Here is an 18366-nt window from a genome sequence, read left to right as displayed (position 1 = left end):
TTTAACTCAGCATCTCCTGTATGAATGGTTCTGCTGCTTCTTTTGAAATAACCCCTGATTGAACAAGTTCTTTGATGCTTGTTTCAAGCGTATGCATGCCAGATGCTCTTGAAGTCTGCATAATATTAACAATCTGATAGATTTTTTCATTGCGAATCAAATTAGCAACAGCTGAGTTATTAATCAAAATCTCTGTTGCAGCTCTCCGCCCTTTTTTATCAATCGTTGGAAATAAGCGCTGCGAAATAACGGATACGAGAACAGATGCCAATTGAATTCTAACCTGTGCCTGCTGAGACGGCGGAAAAACATCAATAATTCGGTTGATTGTTGCTGGTGCGCTTGACGTATGCAAGGTTCCAAAAACTAAATGCCCCGTTTCCGCTGCAGTGATCGCCGTCTGGATCGTCTCTAAATCTCTCATTTCCCCAACAAGTATGACATCAGGATCTTGTCTTAAGGATGCTCTAAGTCCATTAGCAAAATTATTTGTATCAAAACCAACTTCACGCTGATCGATAATTGAATTTCCATGTTTATGAAGAAACTCAATTGGATCTTCAAGCGTAATAATATGCTTTCTCATATGATGATTCATATATTGAATCATCGATGCCAAGGTTGTTGATTTCCCGCTCCCGGTTGGGCCTGTTACCAACACTAGCCCTTGTGGTTTTTCCGCAATTCGCTTTAATACATTCGGTAATTCCAATTCCTCTATTGTCGGTATTCTTGTCGGAACGATTCTAATTGCCAGGGCAATACATGACCTCTGGAAATACGTATTCACGCGAAATCTGGATACTTTCGGAATCCCATAGGAAAAATCTAATTCACCTTTTTCTTTAAAATGCTCCCACATATTATCAGGAATGATCGCTCTTGCCATCCCTTCCGTATCTTCCGGCTTCAGCGATTCCTTCCCATATTTCTTTAAATCTCCATTTATCCTCATAATCGGCGGTACTCCCACCGTTAAATGAATATCTGATGCTTTCAGTTCAAAGGCTGCATGAAGCAAATGGTCAATCATTTCTTTCATCATCTGCACCTCTATTCAGGTATTGCCACTCTTAATACTTCTTCAGTAGTTGTTAATCCTTGTTTTACCTTTAACAATCCATCATCAATAAGAAAAATCATTTTATTTTTAATGGCTAATTCTCGAAGTTTTGTAAAGGATTCTCCATTCATAATTACTTGTTTCATTTCATCATTAATGACAAGTACCTCATGGATGGCAATCCGACCTTTATAACCAGTCATACTGCAGGAAGAACACCCTCTGCCACGAATGATTTTATCAATTCTCATTCCACGTCTTGCAAATATTTCAACCTCACGCTTTGAGGGAACCTGTTCTTCAGCACAGTCTCTGCACACTCTCCGTATTAACCGCTGTGCGACAATCCCACTTAACGAGGAAGCAACTAGGAATGGTTCTACTCCCATATCAACAAGTCTGGTCACTGTACTTAATGAGTCGTTTGTATGAATTGTACTCAACACTAAATGCCCAGTCAGTGATGCGCGGATGGCAACTTCCACCGTTTCTTTATCGCGAATTTCCCCAACCATAATAATATTGGGGTCTTGACGGAGAATGGAGCGAAGCCCTGTTGCAAATGTCATCCCGACATTAGGATTTACTTGGATTTGATTAACCCCTTCTACCTGGTATTCGACTGGATCTTCAACAGTTATAATATTTACTTCCTCACTATTAAGCTTATTTAAAGCAGCATACAAGGTAGAAGATTTCCCTGACCCTGTTGGACCAGTAATGAGGACAATCCCTGTTGGTTTTTCGATCATCTTCATAAATCGATTTAAATTCAATTTATTAAACCCTAGTTTGTTTATATCATTTAAGGAGCTTCCTAAATCTAGTATCCGCATAACTATTTTTTCACCGAAAACAGTCGGTAAAGAAGATACACGGAGATCAATGGGGTGAAAATCTAAATTAACCTTAATTCTGCCATCCTGTGGAATCCGGTGCTCTGTAATGTCAAGATTGGACATAATTTTTATTCTAGCAATAAGCAAACTTTGCATATGCTTTGGCAGTACCCTCTCCGTTCTAAGAATCCCATCAATACGATAGCGAATGACTACTTTAGTTTCCTGCGGATCAATATGCACATCACTTGCTTTCAATACTACAGCATTAGATAGAAGCTGATTTACTAGACGAACAATTGGAGAGTCCTGATCGTTAATTTTTTCTTCCTGAGTAGATCTTGTTTCAGGAAGGGTTCCCATTAATTCCTCAAAGCCCTCATCAATATCGTAATACTTATTGATTGCCCTTAAAATATCATCCTTTGTGGCAATCGCTGTCTCAATTTGAAATCCTGTCGAAAGACGTAAATCATCAATAGCAAAAAAGTCCATCGGGTCAGCCATTGCAACAAAAAGCTTGTCCCCTTCTTTTTTTAATGGAATTAATTGATTTCTTTTTGCTATTTCCTTTGGTACCAGATTGAAAAGTTTCGTATCGAACGGATAGCGATACAAGCTAATATGAGGGATACCGAGCTGAACCTCTAATACCTCAATTAATTGCTGCTCTGTAATGTAGCCTCTTTGCAGCAATGCATCTCCAAGCTTTTGTCCTTGGCTTTTTTCTTTTAATGTTGTTTGCAATTGATTTTCGGTCAGCAGGCCAGATTCAATAAGTAAATCTCCAAGCCGTTTTCGGGTTTGCTGCATGCTATCACCACGCTTTTCGATGATCATTATTTAAATGTCTCATTAGGCTTTCCCCACAGATCATTATCATTATTAGCATTCATTTCCTGTGTTTCTTGATGAGCAGATTCCTCTTCGTTATCGGTTTGATTTATGTCCGCTTCATTCGTTGATTGACTTGTCTTATTTTCTAATTCATCAGCTTTATCATGATTTTCGGTACTGGAAGTACTTTCATCTTTTATTAATCCGCGAACCTCAACCTGATGGACTGGAGGATAGAAATCTTCAGACATCTTCTCTTCCTTTAACCTTTCGCCCTTTTCATCATATGTCTCGCGATATATCCGTACGAAACGCCCCTCTTTTCCTTCGGTTTTGACACTCTTTTCAATTGGACTTAGTTGTGGATTAAATTGAACAATTGTTTTTGGCTTAAAGGTTTTCTCATCCTTCTCAATAATTTTATACTGATTTAAAAAACTAGGACCTTTTAACGAAATAACTAAATTTGAGTTCGTTTTTTCAAAGGAAACTTTATAGGATCCATCATTCTCATTCATAAAAATGAAGTCCATATCCATTTCAGGATTCACCTTTGCTTCATACCCCAGCTTTGCATATGCTGGCAGGTTTTCACTGATATGCCTTTCAATAACTAAGAAGTTTGTTGGCAATATCAGTTCATAAATACTTGAAGCTATGATATTCATCGTTTCACTTGAAGTATTGCCTAATCCTAAATCATCCATTTGTGAAAGAAGGGAGAATTGAGAAGATGGTTCAATATCAAAATCTTTCAGTTGCTCCATATATTTCTCATCAAAATCTATTGTATTCATGTCCAATGTTACCTGATTAATTACCTGAATATTTCGAGAAGCTGTATCCAAGAGAAAATCTTCTATTTTAAGATTAAAATGCTCTATTTGTAATGAACTAGCTAGATTTAAAATTTCACTATTAATTTTTTCAATATTATAATCATCAGCAGTAATGGTAGGTGAAAGTTCTTCTAATACTACCCCTACTTCATCAGTAGTAACCATTAGTTTATTTTTTTTTCCTTGCTGAGCATTATTGACAGTTTTCTCAATATCAAAGTGAATAGCGTGAACGTCAAACTCATTTATTTTTTCTTTAAAATGAACAGATATAGTGGTTTCATTCAGCCACATCGTTAATTGTTCATCAACCATCCTCATTGCCTCAGACTTTGTTTTGCCTGATATATCTACCGTTCCAATAAATGTGCCTTTATCAAATGAATTGCTTTTATTCATCATGGCATCGTAAGCTGAAACACCTAAATGGGAGAAACAGAAAATAAAGGCGGTAGAGAAGATCATTACAAGAAACAATTTTACTGGCTGCTTATTTCCCATATGAACTACCCTCCCTGATTGCTGTTAGTTATTTTAAATTCCTTTAACGGTTCAATGTCATCTTCCCAAATGATCAGTTCATCTTCTTCATCCGTATCTGTATTCGGGGTCTTTGGTTCTAATTTTCCAAGCTTTAATAATGGAATATCATCATCATCATATAGGGATGTTTTATTGCTATTGTCATTATTAACTTCTTTCGTTGCGGCAACTTCTTCCAATTGATAATCTAAAAACTTTTCAAATTGCTCGAGATTATCTGTTTCCGCTATCATTCTTTCAATTTCTGACATATATCCCAGTACTTCTTCCTTCTTTTGATAATGATAGTGATAGTGATCATCGTTCAGACTTTCTTCTAAAAGAACCTCTCTGTTATGTAGGAACGAGATATCTTCTTCGATTTCTTCGCCACTATTTTCAAGTAGATTTATTTCTTCTGATATATTATCTTTTTCGAATGATAATTGTTTTTCTAGGAATTCCATTTCTGCTTTCGGTGTAAATTCATCTACAAATACTTCTTCTCGATCATCATCTATTTTCAGTTCAAAAGGGAAAGCGGTTATTTTATCAAGATTTAATGGTTTACTGCTGGAAACCGCATTTACATTTTGCAAAGCGGGCACTTCATTATCCAAACCTTTTTCGGATTCTATCAAATCTTGAGTTTTCTCATCATGAGAATGAACGTTTTTTTTCTCAGAAAGTGGATAAATAATTTTTCTCAGTCTTGAATCTATCACAATTGAGGACAAAAAAACTAGAACCAACAGAACTAAACTAGTCTGCCATAATGGAAATGATAATTGAGCTAACAATCCTATAATTGCTAGAAAAAAGGAAACAAAGGTAACTACTATTTTCCCCTTCGATGAAAGACCTAGCGGTAAAAAATAGATAATAGGGACTAGAATAACTAAGGATAATGTTGCTAATAATAAATTCTCCATTTCTACCTCCCTAAAAGATGTAAATCTTATATTTGAATAAACATATAAAGAGTATATAATTTTGAATAACTGATATACACATAAATTGTGTCAATTTTCCAAAAAAATATTACTTTTATCCTATTTTTTCATAAATTTAATATACTAGTTATTGTATAATAGAGTTAGTAAGATGGGAAGAGGAAGAAAAATGAAGGATTAATCAAGATTTATCATACCCAAAGAATTTCTACTTTCTCGTTAATAAAACAGAGAATTTAAGGAGATATATATTATGCTTCTACGTAATCAAAAAGGAATGACACTAATAGAAATCCTTTTATCCATAGTCATTCTCTCGATTATCCTTGTAACGGCAATGAAGTTTTTCCCACAGATGGGAATGATGAACAACCAGAATGAGACCAAACAGCAAGCAGTGAATGATGTAAAAGAATTATTAATCGATTGGCAAAAAAAAGGGGATAATTTAAAAACATTTCTTGCAGATCCATCGAGCGGTGCTATATCTGGTTATGACCACAATGATGCTAATTACTATTATTTTAAAAATAAAAAAGGAAAATTAGATGCAGAAATTAAAATCAAAAAGACTCCTGACTTAAATACTAATCCTTCAAAAGCATATTTAGTTCATATTAAACTTAAAAGCGATCGTGAAACAACAATCAGTGAAACTTATGGATATATTATTGTTAACTAGGAGGTTAGCAATGCTTAGACAAAATCAACGCGGAATTACTTTAGCTGAATTATTAGCAACAATAGCCATTCTTTCAATAGTCGGCGTAATTATTTGGAGTGTTTTTTTTCAAGGTACAAAGTACTCTAATATAGCTGTAACAAAAAATCAAATGCAGCAAGAAGCAAATATTATCATCTCCAAATTAACTAAAATTCATCAAACAGCAGAAAGCTATTCCATTCATTCAAAAGGTGGAAACATAACTGTTGACTATAAAGATAACAATGGTGCGACACATAAAATTGTATTTGACGATAGCCATTTAGATTTTTTCACACAATCTATGAATAATGTAATACCAAATAAAAATGATACTCCATTAACTATCACTGTTAATGAAAAAAAATCAAATAATACCATTTCTATAGATACTGTTCTATACCGCTTGAAAGGTGGGGCATAATAAAATGCGGGTTTCTAATGAAAAGGGATATGCACTAGTTGCTGTTCTATTAACAATAACTATATTTATGATTCTTGCTTTTTCATTCATGGGGCAAGCAGCAAATAGTATAAAACAGAATAAGGTTATTGAAACGAAATCACAGTCTGTTGCGCTTGCGGAAATGGGTGTTACGTATTTTCAATTAGCAGTTCAAAATGTTTTTAAATCTAATCAACAATCAATTATCGCCCAAGTAAAAGAGGCGCGCAACAGAGATATAAAGAATGGAATCTTTAAAGCAGATGATGAATATATTCAATATGCAATTGTCTTAATGATAGAACAATTTAAATCTAAATTGAAACAAACATCAATTTCTATTGATGAAAAACCAAATGCAAAATTTAATATTCAATATAGTGAAAATGATATTCATTCGAGCGGTAAGGAAATCATGATTACTTTTAATAGTGTAGGTACAGAGAACGACAAAAGTACTACAATAGGCACAACAATGACGATTGACTTTAGTAATTTAATGTCTTCAGACGGCAAGGGTGAAGAAAGTAATGGAGGCCAAGATTTAAAATTACCCTCCGGGAATGACATTGCTGATCCAGGAAATTTAAAAATCTGCAGCCACAGTCAGTCTGACTTTACAAATACAGTGTGTCAAATAAATGGAAGTAAAACCTTTGACCAAAATGATAAATTAGATTTTGACAAATCAATTTTTAAAGTTACCGGGGCATTACATTTTCAAAATATGAATAACAAGGATATGAATGATTCAACACTTTATATTCTTGGAAGTATGACAACTGGCAATATGAATAGCCTTAATAATTCAAAAATACATGTAGACGGAGCAGCAAATTTCGGCCATTTTAATGGAAATGGGCTAACTGATTCAATAATAGAAATCGGGGGAAATGCCAGTTTTGATAATATGAAACTTTTAAGGTCTACCATTTATGTAGATAAATATAAAGCAAATTTTGGGCAAATAAATGGAATGAATGATTCCAAGATTTTTGTTAATTCTGATGCCGTAATAAAAGGATTAGATATAGGATCTAATTCTATCGTCTGTATCAACGGATACCTAAAAATTGAAAATAATTTTAATAATAACTCTAATAGTAAAGTTTATGCTAAGAACAGTAACAACAATAAAGTAATTAAAGGTGATGAAGCATTTAAAGATGGTGGTGCATGCTCCAGAAATACTGGTCCATCAATTTCTTGGGGTGATCCTTCAATAATTGCAGATTATGATTATAAATACTAAAGAGGTATTTCAAAAAAAATTGCAGTAATATCTAGAGCAGTAATTATTATTTGTATTTACACACATGTTTTGATATATAAACACATTATTACGCTTTAGCGAACCCCATTTTATTTGGCTAGCTTCCGAAAAGCATTTTATTCCTTGTTAAGAACTCTTTTAAACCCTAGGCATAGCCTGGGGTTTTCTACCTAAAAAAGACCCCAACACACTGGGGCCTTCACCTCACATACTCCGCCACCCGGTTCCGTCCAGCTCTCTTCGCGCCAACATATAAAGCTCGATCAGCATGACGGATGATGGAAAGTGAATCTTCTGCATCAAGTGGAGCAGATGCAACCCCAATTGACGCTGTTATGTTTACACCAAGCGGGTTCCCATCCCACTCCATATGCTGAGTCAGTGTGAATGTATGAACGGCGATTGTACCCCTGATGGTTTCAGCTGTTATTAGGGCTTCGTCTTTTGCTGCATTTGGAAGAAGAATGACAAACTCCTCTCCGCCATACCGCGCTACAGTACCTCTGTCCCCTATTAATTGCACCAATTTATCGGAAAGCTGGCAAAGAATTTCATTGCCGCTTTGATGACCGTATGTATCATTTATTGATTTAAAGTGATCTATGTCTAGAATGAGCAGTGATAACTGCTCTCTTTCAGAGGTTCCTAGTCTTTCAAATTCTTTGCTTAATAGATTTTCAAAATAACGATAATTATAAAGCTGTGTTAACGCACAGCGCTCACTTTGTGCTTTTGTTTCTTCATAATGTTTAGCATTCTCGATGGCTACTGCAAAATGTGAACAAAGGATATCGATAATCATGAGCTGGGACTTCTCATATGCTCTTTTTTGTGTCGAAGCAAGTATCAAAACCCCGGTTACTTGATTATTTCGGATCACTGGAACACTTAAGACACTCTCAATTGTTTCTGGCAAATAGCCTTTCGAAAGATGGCTCCATTCTTCCTTCTTATGAAATAGCATCGGCTTTCGCTGATCCCAAACTTGTCCGCTTATTCCTTCTTTCTTTGTAAGCGAGCCAGCATTTGATGATATGACTTGTCCTTTTTCTATATAACGAAGAACCTTTAATTCCATTTCATCTACCACATCAAGTATATATGCGCTATCAACGGTAAGCATCTCAGTTAACTTCTCAATAAATAGGTCGAGAACTTCATTTACAATTAATTTTTCTGCAAGCTGATGTCCAATTTCAGTGGCCTTTTGTAAAAAACCGTTTATTTTATCGCTAGAATAATAGAGATTTAAAATGATTGATAGGCTAGAGAATGGAACTCCTACGAATAAAACTGCAGCTAGTCCAATTTCCACATATAGCGTATATAAAACAAAACCGATTGGAAAGGTTATTAGTGTTGCAACCGTTTCCCAAACAAAGTCTTTTCCAAAAATAACTTTACGGCCATTATAGACTAGCAAATTTAACATAATAATCATGAAATGGTTCAAAAGGTAATTAAAAATAGGATAGATGATAATAAGCCAAAAAGAATCATGTAACTCACCTATTTGGATCCCCGTTTTACCACCAAGTGAGTAGTAAAAAGTACCACTCAAAAAAGAAACAATAAAGAACATGAGCGAGTTTAACGGAATTCGAAAAAATTCAGTAATAGGAAGCTTAATGCGTATAAATAAAACAATAAGCGCAAGCTGGATGATTACTAATTCAACAAACAGACCAAATGATAAAAAGACCGCCCAGGAAACCCATTGGATTAAGAATACAGGAGATCTATTAATAATCATTGGTGTAGCAGCTACGAATGATGCTAGCAGTAAAAATAGCAGTACATCTGCTTCAAGACCAGAAATTTGAGGAGGATACTTCTGGTAAGTAAACCATAAACTTAAAGGAAATATAAGCAGCCAAATAATCCAAGTCATTCTTTTCTTAAGTAAACTCACCATCTATATCCCCCCCATCATTGGTTCATAGGCCATTAGTCATATAACATGAATATCTTATCAAATTTCCAAACTGATGTCACACGAATCCTTCATTATTTTACCTCTTTACAATTTCTAATAAATATGGCTTCGCCTCAGATAGAAAGTATAGAGACCCTGTAACAACGAGGACTTCCTCAGTTTGAAGGGAATGGATTTCCTCATCTACTGCTGTTTTCCAATCCTTATTATAATGCTTATTATCATTTTGACTTATATTGAATAGCTCTTCTGCACCAGCTGCTCTTGGAAAATCAAAGCTTACAAAAGTGATCTTATCTGCAACCGCGTCCAGATTCAGAATCATTTTATCCAATTTTTTATCAGCAAGTGCAGTAAAAATAATTCTGATTTTCTTATTAGAATAACGCTTCTTCAATTCATTTACTAATGATGTGATCCCTTCTTCATTATGGGCCCCATCAATGATTATCATCGGATCCTTCGAAATCGTTTCAAATCGTCCAGGCCAATAAGCTTTTTTCAGTCCGGAATAGATATGCTCGTCCTCTATTAAGAAGGAATAGTATTTATTTAACAACTCCACAGCCATGATTGCTAAAGCAGCATTTTCTGTTTGGTGGCTGCCTGCCATAGATATTTCCAAGTGACTCCATTTGCGAAATGGCGTTTGTTGCGAAAACATTTCCCCTATTGATGTTGAGTGATGTTCTTCGATTGCAAACTGGCTTCCAAGAGAATATATTGGTGCCTTCATCTCAATTGCCTTATTCTCTATGACCTTCTTAGCCTCTTCTTGCTTTACTGCCGTAATGATGCTTGTACCTGGTTTAATAATCCCTGCTTTTTCAAAGGCAATTTCTGCATGTGTGGATCCAAGTATGCCCGTATGATCCAAGCCGATATTTGTAATAATGGATAAAATCGGAAAAATTATATTAGTGGAATCGAACCTTCCGCCAAGCCCAACCTCAAATAAAACAATATCTACTGGCTGTACATGACCAAAATATTGCATTGCCATCGCTGTAATGATTTCAAATTCTGTCGGACCGCCAAGATCAGTTGCTTCCAGTTCCACTGAAAGCGGATAAATATCATTAGCCAGCCGAACAATATCCTCATCATTAATCGGAACACCATTCAATGCAATTCTTTCATTGAATTGCTCGAAATATGGAGAGGTAAAAGTCCCTACTGAACAGCCAGATTCCTGAAGAATATGGCGAAGATACGTTAAAGTCGAACCCTTACCGTTTGTTCCGCCGATGTGAATAGATTTCATTCTTCTTTCAGGATGACCTAGCTTCTCCATCATCCATTCCATTCTTTTTAATCCAGGCTTCACCCCAAGTCTTAATCGCGAATGAATCCATGAAATTGCCTCATCATAAGTTGTAAACATACTAGCCCTCCTTACTGCACATAGGAAGACGAATCCAATATAGTTTGGATTCGCCTTCAAATACGTTTGTTATTCGCCTTTTAATTCTTTAATACGCGCTTCAACAGCCGCTCGTTTCTCACTATAATCAAGTTCTTTCGCTTTCTCTTCTTCTATTACTTTTTCCGGTGCTTTTTTAACAAAGCCCTCATTGCTTAATTTCTTCTGAACACGCTCGACTTCTTTATTCAGTTTATCCCATTCTTTTTCTAAGCGGGCAATTTCTTCTTCAATATTGATTAAGCCTTCAAGCGGTAAAATAATTTCTGCCCCTGTTACAACTGCAGTCATTGCCTTCTCAGGTGTTTCAACATCAATCGCTACCGTCAATTCCTCCGGATTACAGAAACGCTCAATATAGCCGCGATTGCTTTCTAATGTGTTCAGAATTGCTTCATCTTTTGCTTTTAAAATCATCTTAATCTTTTTGCTCATTGGTGTGTTTACTTCCGCACGGCTATTACGGACTGAGCGGATGATTTCAACTAAAAGCTTCATTTCATCAGCCGCCTTCTCATCTGTGAATTCAGGATTCACTACTGGCCATGAAGCAGTTGTAATCGATTCACCTGAATGAGGAAGGTTTTGCCAAATTTCCTCGGTAATGAATGGCATGAACGGATGCAGCAATCTCATTGTATTGTCTAGGACATAAGCCAAAATAGAACGAGTTGTTTTCTTCGCTGCTTCGTCTTCTCCGTATAGAGGAAGCTTAGCCATTTCAATATACCAGTCACAGAAATCGTCCCAAATGAAGTTATAAAGAATACGGCCAACTTCACCGAACTCATAGCGGTCTGATAGTCTTGTTACGGTTTCAATCGTTTCATTCAAACGAGTTAAAATCCATTTATCAGCCACTGATTTTTCTCCGCTTAGATCAATTTCTTCATAGGTTAAGCCGTTCATATTCATTAACGCAAAACGGGATGCATTCCAAATCTTATTCGCAAAGTTCCATGTCGCCTCAACCTTCTCCATGCTGAATCGTAAATCCTGACCTGGTGAACTTCCTGTTGATAAGAAGTAGCGAAGTGAATCCGCACCGTATTTATCAATGACATCCATTGGGTCAACGCCATTTCCGAGCGACTTACTCATTTTGCGGCCTTCTGAATCACGAACAAGCCCGTGGATGAGAACATCATTAAATGGACGTTCGCCTGTAAATTCAAGCCCTTGGAAAATCATTCTTGATACCCAGAAGAAGATAATGTCATAGCCAGTAACTAGAGCCGCCGTTGGATAATATCGTTTATAATCTTCAGACTCCGTATCTGGCCATCCCATTGTCGAGAAAGGCCATAATGCCGAACTGAACCAAGTGTCTAAAACATCCTTATCCTGCTCCCAGTTTTCGATATCAGCAGGTGCTTCATGTCCAACAAATACCTCCCCAGTTTCCTTATGATACCAAGCTGGGATACGGTGTCCCCACCAAAGCTGACGTGAAATACACCAATCACGGATATTTTCCATCCAGCGAAGATACGTATTTTCAAAACGGTTTGGAACAAAGTTTACTTTATTTTCTTTTGCTTGAAGGGCAATGGCTTCATCAGCTAATGGCTGCATTTTTACAAACCATTGAGTAGAAAGATATGGTTCTACTACTGCACCGCTTCGTTCAGAATGTCCAACCGAATGCATATGCTCTTCAATTTTAAATAGGACACCTTGCTCTTGCAGGTCTTTAACAATTTGCTTACGGCATTCAAAACGATCCAAACCTTGATACTTATCAGCCTTTGCATTCATCGATCCATCTTCATTCATTACGAGAACACGTTCAAGATTGTGGCGATTTCCGATTTCGAAGTCATTCGGGTCGTGAGCAGGCGTAATTTTTACAGCACCTGATCCAAACTCCATGTCTACATAATCATCAGCAACAATTGGAATTTCTCGGCCAACAATTGGAAGCTTTACTGTTTTGCCAATTAAATGCTTATAACGCTCATCTTCAGGGTGAACAGCTACAGCTGTATCGCCAAGCATTGTTTCAGGACGGGTTGTCGCAATTTCAATATGTCCTGATCCATCAGCAAGCGGATATCTCATATGATAGAACGCTCCCTGAACATCTTTATGGATAACCTCAATGTCAGAAAGAGCCGTTTTCGTTGATGGGTCCCAGTTAATAATATACTCGCCGCGGTAAATCAGCCCTTTATTATAAAGGGAAACAAATACTTCACGAACAGCCTTTGATAGCCCTTCATCAAGCGTAAAACGCTCACGGCTGTAATCAAGCCCTAAACCAAGCTTCGACCATTGCTGGCGGATATGGCTTGCATACTCCTCTTTCCATTTCCAAGTTTCTTCAACAAATTTTTCCCGGCCTAAATCGTAGCGGTTCTTTCCTTCATTGCGCAGCTTTTCTTCGACTTTTGCCTGTGTGGCAATTCCAGCATGGTCCATACCAGGCAGCCACAATACATCATAGCCCTGCATCCGCTTCATACGAGTGAGAATATCTTGGAGAGTCGTGTCCCATGCATGCCCAAGATGCAGTCTTCCTGTTACGTTAGGCGGCGGAATAACAATCGTATAAGGCTCCTTCTTTTCGTCATCCTTCGCCTCAAAATATTTCCCCTTTAGCCACCAATCATAGCGCCCTTGTTCAATTGCCTGTGGATCATATTTTGTCGGCATTGTCAGTTCCTTCGTTTCCATCGTCAATCTTCCTTTCTAATCAATGATCATTCAATACAAAAGAAAATAAAAAAAACCCCATTCGCCTTAAAAGGACGAATGGAGTTTGCTTCGCGGTACCACCTTTTTTTCAACTGCAATAGAGATGCAGTTGACTCTTAAATAGATAACGGATTTCCCGTCTTTCACTACTTGGACGATTGTCCTTTCGCGAAAGAAGCTCGAGGGCGACCTTCCAATAGTTCCGCTTAGAAAACCTTTCAGCTGATGGTTTTCCTCTCTTAAAGCAAATGGCTACTGTACTCTTCCCTGTCTTCGCTTATGATTTAATTTATAAATATACTACCGAAAAATGATGGCTATAGTCAATATTAATTGCCGATTTATTTATAATTTATTCATTTTAATTTTTTCGTTTACTTTTTTTATAAAAAAGGCGCTCATTAAAATATAGGCACTAACAAAGAAAAGTGAACATAGAATAGTATGGAAAGGAAGTTAAGAAAGGGGTTTGCCAATTGAAAAGAAGATACAATCCGTATATTCTTCCACCGTGGTTAAGAAAAATCAGAGGTGTTTGTGCGCAATTTATTATACCTATTTGTGTTTTTCAAGGAATTCGAACGATCCTTTTTCCATTTACGCTCGATGTATTGCTGCTAACCGTGCTAATATTATTAGCCATTGCTTTTCACTTCGAATTACTATAGGAGCCCAAAATTCGTATTTCAATTCTGGGCTCCACCTTGCCCTTCAGCCTCTTCCATAGCCTTTGCCTGCTTCTTTTGTGCCTCAATCTCTTCAATTCTCATTAATATATATTCTGTATTTTTCAGAAGCCAGTATTGTCTTTGGAAGTGCAAGACTGATTTCCTTTCACCTTTACGATCCGATGCTTTAAAATAGTTTTCTGCGGATCGTATAACTGCCCCTGGATGGGCAAAATAACTCTGAAAAAGCAATAACTCATCCTCTTTAAACGGAAAATACTTTAAATACGTATATATCCACTCTATGCATTCCTCAGATCGTTTCGGATACGTTTTTAACGTTCTCGATAAGAACGGCAATAAATCATGAAGAGGGGAGCCTAGTCTTGACTTTTCAAAATTCGTGAAGTAACCATGGCCTTTATCATCAAATAAGAAGTGTTCAGTAGAGACCTTTCCGTGAATGATCACCGTACGAGCCTTTTCACTTTCCTCCGTTTTTTCATACCACGTTTTAAATCTTTTGATCGAAAATTGCAATGCCTGGCTAATGTCATGATAAGAAAGAGAAAACATTAGCTCGAAGGGAGACAGATACTCTCTTCTTTCACATGATTCTATAAACCCTAATAAAAATTCATTTTCTTTCTCCCATTCAAGCAAGGTTTTCTCATAATGCTCTGCTCGATCCTCCTTACTGATTGTTACCTCCCTTACAGACAAAGTATGAAGTCTTGCCAGTTCACGAAACAGCTGCTGATTCCGCTCAAATCGATTTTCCTTCACTTCATTTGCTAACCATGGCATTAAGTAATATAGTTCGTTTTCATGTAAAACCGCATATCTCCCATCAACTGCAGGGAATATAGGGACAATTCGGTTATAGCCTTTTTGAAAGAGAGACTGAACATGGCGTATGAAATCACCGCCATGCTTTGGATCAATTTTCTTTAAGGCAAATACCCCTTTATTCGTATAAATTTTCCGTATACGCCCACGCTCTTCAACAAAATGCGGCTCAAGAGCATAGTTCTTTACTATCGGTGCAACCTTTAATAAACGATTCTCCTTTACCATAAGAACCCACTCTCTTTCTAAAAAAAGGCTGTTTCCTCTTATATCGTTGCTAATTAAAAACTAGTGGGAAAAGACTGACTTCCGCTTCATGCTGCTCGCTTTGTTACAGGATGCGCGCTGTGCCTGCTCATCGCATATGCTCCATCTATCCCACTCTTCATGCTGAGGTCTCGCACCTTACGCTTCAGCCAACATCTTTTTGTTCTTAATTTATTCACTATGCCGCAGCAACAACCTATTAGAATTCTAAAAAAAGAAAACAGCCTAAGCAGGTGTTCGCTAACCCGCCCAGCCTGTTTTTGCATTTTTTCTAACGGGCTACAACAGCTGGAATATAAAGCACTTGCCCTTCATATATATCTTGACTAATTTCTAAATGATTGACACTAAGCAGCTGGTTCACACCAATCGCATACCTTTCTGCTATGAGATCAAGTGTATCTCCGTTTTGAACAATGCATACCTTTAATTTTGCCACATGTTCGGACTCTTCCTTACGGGCAAAAAATTCCGTTAAGGTCATGCTTTTCTTTTTCGATATCTTCTTTTTCTTATCTGTTTTCTCAGGACTTTCATCTTTTACCTCTGGAGATTCTTGTTTTTCTTCCTGTTCGGGGCTTTCGACCTCAGGGACGTTCACATTCTGGACTGGACTTTCATCTACAGGGATTTCAAAGATATCTTCAGCAGTTGGCTGCGGCTCTTCACCTCTTTTTGAAGAATAAAATGTAATTTCGGGCTCACTTACTTTTACTTCTTCTTTCACCTTTGGCTCTGGTTCAGGTTCTTTCCGTGCCTCTGCTTCAAAGAGACTATAGTCTTCCTCATTATACTCATCCTGCTTTTCAACTTCGTTTATAGAACTAACAAAAATTTCTGTACGATTTTCTTCTTGTTCTTCTTCAAAAGCCTTTTCTAATAGACTCACATCCACTTCAACTTCTGTATCGGACGATCGATTCAGTAACGGCTCTAATTCATCTTCATCCTGTGTATCTTCTTCGAAGGATGGCTGCTGCTCACCATATAATCCAGTGATCATCAGATTTGCAGATAGCTTCAAACAGCTTCTCTCTGGAAAAACATAATCAAAGGATTCTACTTGTACATCAATATCATTAACGCTTTGAATTCTATTGATCGGTATGGTTATATCAACTGGGAAGTAATGACTGAATTCAAAAACTCCTTCTTCTCTTTCTTCGACCACTTGAATGAATTTTGGAGCGGCAAACGTTTCTTCCTCTTCAGCTGTCTCTGTTTCATTGCGTTTATATTCACCCGATAGCTCGAGCGCTCCCTGAATCGTAACATATTGTTCATCTTCCTGAATAAAAATATCAGGGTCTAACGAGATAGAAATCAAATCTAGTACTTCCTGTCCTTTTTGAAACCAGACAGACTCTTCTAAAGAAAATCGTAAACACGATTGGTTCCCTTGAGACAAAGCGACTCCTCCTTTCATAACCTTCACGTTTAATCACTATGTCATTTACACTTTATGAAAAAGTTATTTCTTTTATGACCTGAAATAATAGTACAGAGGAAAAGAATACATATTCTTGGAGCTTTAGTTAGGGGAATTGTGAATTTCATTTGGAGTTTAAAAAATTCGATTTAATATTAGCAAGGATACATTGGTCTTGGCAAAAGTATTTTTTAAAAAATTTGGAAGTGCAAATATACTTTGTTTCCCGCAAATATAAAAGACACTCATCCATAAAGATGAGTGTCTAGGAGATTAACCTTTTAATTTTGAAAATGCAATTTCGATGGCTCGCAGTGTTTTTTCGATATCTTCGTCACTATGCTCCGTTGATAAGAACAAGCCTTCAAATTGGGAAGGTGGCAAGAAGACACCTTGATTTGCCATTTCACGGTAGTATGCTGCAAAATAGTCTAAGTTTGATGCTTTTGCTTTATCATAATTAATAACCTGCTCATTCGTAAAAAAGAAGCCAATCATTGAGCCTGCACGATTAACGGTATTCGGAATTTCATACTTTATCGCAGCTTCTTTAATGCCTGCTTCAAGCATATCGCCTTTACGTGTAAATTCCGTATACGCCTCTGGGGTCAGCTGACTTAATGTTTCATATCCAGCTGTCATTGCAAGCGGGTTACCTGATAATGTTCCTGCTTGATAGATAGGGCCGCTTGGAGCAATCTGTTCCATAATTTCAGCCTTACCGCCATAAGCACCTACAGGAAGACCTCCACCGATTACTTTTCCTAAACAAGTAATATCTGGCGTTACATTGAAGTATCCTTGGGCACAGTTATATCCGACACGGAAGCCAGTCATCACTTCGTCAAAAATCAGCAATGCCCCATATTGTGTTGTAATATCTCTTAGTCCTTCTAAAAAGCCTGGCAGTGGTGGGACAACGCCCATATTACCCGCAACAGGCTCTACAATAATTCCAGCAATGTCTTCGCCGAATTGCTCGAAAGCATACTTAACACTCTCTAAATCATTGTATGGAACAGTTATTGTATTCTTTGCGATTCCTTCTGGCACCCCAGGACTATCTGGAAGACCTAGTGTTGCCACTCCAGAACCTGCTTTAATCAGCAAGGAATCACCATGTCCATGATAGCAGCCTTCAAACTTCAGAATTTTATTTCGGCCTGTATAGCCACGTGCAAGTCTTAGGGCACTCATTGTTGCTTCCGTTCCTGAGGAAACCATACGAATGATTTCAATGGAAGGAACCCTTTCTATTACAAGCTTAGCAAGCTCGTTTTCAGTAACTGTCGGTGCACCAAAGCTAGTACCTAACTCCGCTACTTTTTTAAGAGCCTCTACAACACGATCATTTGTATGTCCTAAAATAAGCGGTCCCCATGATAAAACGTAGTCAATATATTCATTGCCATCGATATCATAGATTTTCGACCCTTTTCCTCTTTCCATAAAGATTGGGTCCATATTCACTGATTTGAATGCACGTACAGGAGAGTTTACTCCACCTGGCATTAATTGTTTTGCTTCCTTAAAAGCTTGAATGGATTTATCGTAAGAGCGCATTTAATCCCTCTTTTCACTTTTTTATCGTTGATAATAATACGGTTTTAGTAGGTATAATAA

The 18366-nt window shown here is 37.2% G+C and carries 14 protein-coding genes and 1 other annotated feature; of the genes, 4 read left to right on the top strand and 10 right to left on the bottom strand.

The window, feature by feature from the left end; all coding sequences use genetic code 11:
• Position 1 precedes the first annotated feature (1 nt).
• Genes ASU02_RS05160 through ASU02_RS05145 form a run of 4 tightly spaced genes read right to left on the bottom strand, consistent with a single transcriptional unit; the run spans position 2 to position 5032 of the window.
• Positions 2 to 1042: a type IV pilus twitching motility protein PilT gene (locus ASU02_RS05160; protein ID WP_057761666.1), complete on the bottom strand. Its 1041-nt coding sequence runs from the start codon at positions 1040 to 1042 to the stop codon at positions 2 to 4.
• Between the two features lie 11 nt (positions 1043 to 1053).
• Positions 1054 to 2715 carry a GspE/PulE family protein gene (locus tag ASU02_RS05155; protein ID WP_057761763.1) on the bottom strand — a complete coding sequence of 554 codons (1662 nt, stop codon included), beginning with the start codon at positions 2713 to 2715 and terminating at the stop codon, positions 1054 to 1056.
• 26 nt (positions 2716 to 2741) lie between these two features.
• Positions 2742 to 4079, bottom strand: a complete 1338-nt coding sequence (locus ASU02_RS05150) for a G5 domain-containing protein (RefSeq protein WP_057761665.1) — start codon at positions 4077 to 4079, stop codon at positions 2742 to 2744.
• Between the two features lie 5 nt (positions 4080 to 4084).
• Complete coding sequence (locus tag ASU02_RS05145) at positions 4085 to 5032, bottom strand: hypothetical protein (protein ID WP_057761663.1); 948 nt, start codon at positions 5030 to 5032, stop codon at positions 4085 to 4087.
• Positions 5033 to 5306: 274 nt separating this feature from the next.
• Between ASU02_RS05145 and ASU02_RS05140 the strand changes: the two genes are divergently transcribed.
• Genes ASU02_RS05140 through ASU02_RS05130 form a run of 3 tightly spaced genes read left to right on the top strand, consistent with a single transcriptional unit; the run spans position 5307 to position 7453 of the window.
• Positions 5307 to 5735 (top strand): type IV pilus modification PilV family protein, encoded by a 429-nt coding sequence (locus ASU02_RS05140; protein ID WP_057761661.1) that lies wholly within the window; start codon positions 5307 to 5309, stop codon positions 5733 to 5735.
• A gap of 10 nt (positions 5736 to 5745) precedes the next feature.
• Positions 5746 to 6180: a prepilin-type N-terminal cleavage/methylation domain-containing protein gene (locus tag ASU02_RS05135; RefSeq protein WP_057761659.1), complete on the top strand. Its 435-nt coding sequence runs from the start codon at positions 5746 to 5748 to the stop codon at positions 6178 to 6180.
• Positions 6181 to 6184: 4 nt separating this feature from the next.
• The gene (locus ASU02_RS05130; protein ID WP_057761657.1) at positions 6185 to 7453 is read left to right on the top strand and encodes a type II secretion system protein; all 1269 of its coding nucleotides are present in this window, start codon (positions 6185 to 6187) and stop codon (positions 7451 to 7453) included.
• A 220-nt stretch (positions 7454 to 7673) separates the two neighbouring features.
• Here the strand turns inward: ASU02_RS05130 and ASU02_RS05125 are convergent, their stop codons facing one another.
• The 3 genes from ASU02_RS05125 to ASU02_RS05115 all read right to left on the bottom strand — a co-directional run bounded on the left by ASU02_RS05125 (position 7674) and on the right by ASU02_RS05115 (position 13509).
• The gene (locus ASU02_RS05125; RefSeq protein ID WP_082631698.1) at positions 7674 to 9389 is read right to left on the bottom strand and encodes a sensor domain-containing diguanylate cyclase; all 1716 of its coding nucleotides are present in this window, start codon (positions 9387 to 9389) and stop codon (positions 7674 to 7676) included.
• Positions 9390 to 9486: 97 nt separating this feature from the next.
• Positions 9487 to 10794 carry a bifunctional folylpolyglutamate synthase/dihydrofolate synthase gene (locus tag ASU02_RS05120; RefSeq protein WP_057761655.1) on the bottom strand — a complete coding sequence of 436 codons (1308 nt, stop codon included), beginning with the start codon at positions 10792 to 10794 and terminating at the stop codon, positions 9487 to 9489.
• A gap of 69 nt (positions 10795 to 10863) precedes the next feature.
• Positions 10864 to 13509 (bottom strand): valine--tRNA ligase, encoded by a 2646-nt coding sequence (locus tag ASU02_RS05115; RefSeq protein ID WP_057761654.1) that lies wholly within the window; start codon positions 13507 to 13509, stop codon positions 10864 to 10866.
• Positions 13510 to 13576: 67 nt separating this feature from the next.
• Positions 13577 to 13813, bottom strand: a binding site (T-box leader).
• Between the two features lie 193 nt (positions 13814 to 14006).
• Here ASU02_RS05115 and ASU02_RS25690 point away from each other — a divergent pair.
• Positions 14007 to 14198 (top strand): hypothetical protein, encoded by a 192-nt coding sequence (locus ASU02_RS25690; RefSeq protein WP_082631697.1) that lies wholly within the window; start codon positions 14007 to 14009, stop codon positions 14196 to 14198.
• Positions 14199 to 14216: 18 nt separating this feature from the next.
• On the opposite strand, the gene ysxE is transcribed toward ASU02_RS25690, so the two are convergent.
• The 3 genes from ysxE to hemL form a co-directional block, all read right to left on the bottom strand.
• Complete coding sequence (gene ysxE / locus ASU02_RS05110) at positions 14217 to 15275, bottom strand: spore coat protein YsxE (RefSeq protein ID WP_057761651.1); 1059 nt, start codon at positions 15273 to 15275, stop codon at positions 14217 to 14219.
• 310 nt (positions 15276 to 15585) lie between these two features.
• Positions 15586 to 16722, bottom strand: coding sequence for a stage VI sporulation protein D (gene spoVID, locus ASU02_RS05105; RefSeq protein ID WP_057761649.1), 1137 nt, complete (start codon positions 16720 to 16722; stop codon positions 15586 to 15588).
• A gap of 294 nt (positions 16723 to 17016) precedes the next feature.
• The gene (gene hemL, locus ASU02_RS05100; protein ID WP_057761647.1) at positions 17017 to 18306 is read right to left on the bottom strand and encodes a glutamate-1-semialdehyde 2,1-aminomutase; all 1290 of its coding nucleotides are present in this window, start codon (positions 18304 to 18306) and stop codon (positions 17017 to 17019) included.
• Positions 18307 to 18366: the final 60 nt, after the last annotated feature.

Origin of the sequence: Cytobacillus praedii (assembly GCF_001439605.1) — a bacterium.
GTDB classification, from domain to species: Bacteria; Bacillota; Bacilli; order Bacillales; family Cytobacillaceae; genus Cytobacillus; species Cytobacillus praedii.
This window is presented reverse-complemented; position numbering and strand designations above follow the sequence as displayed.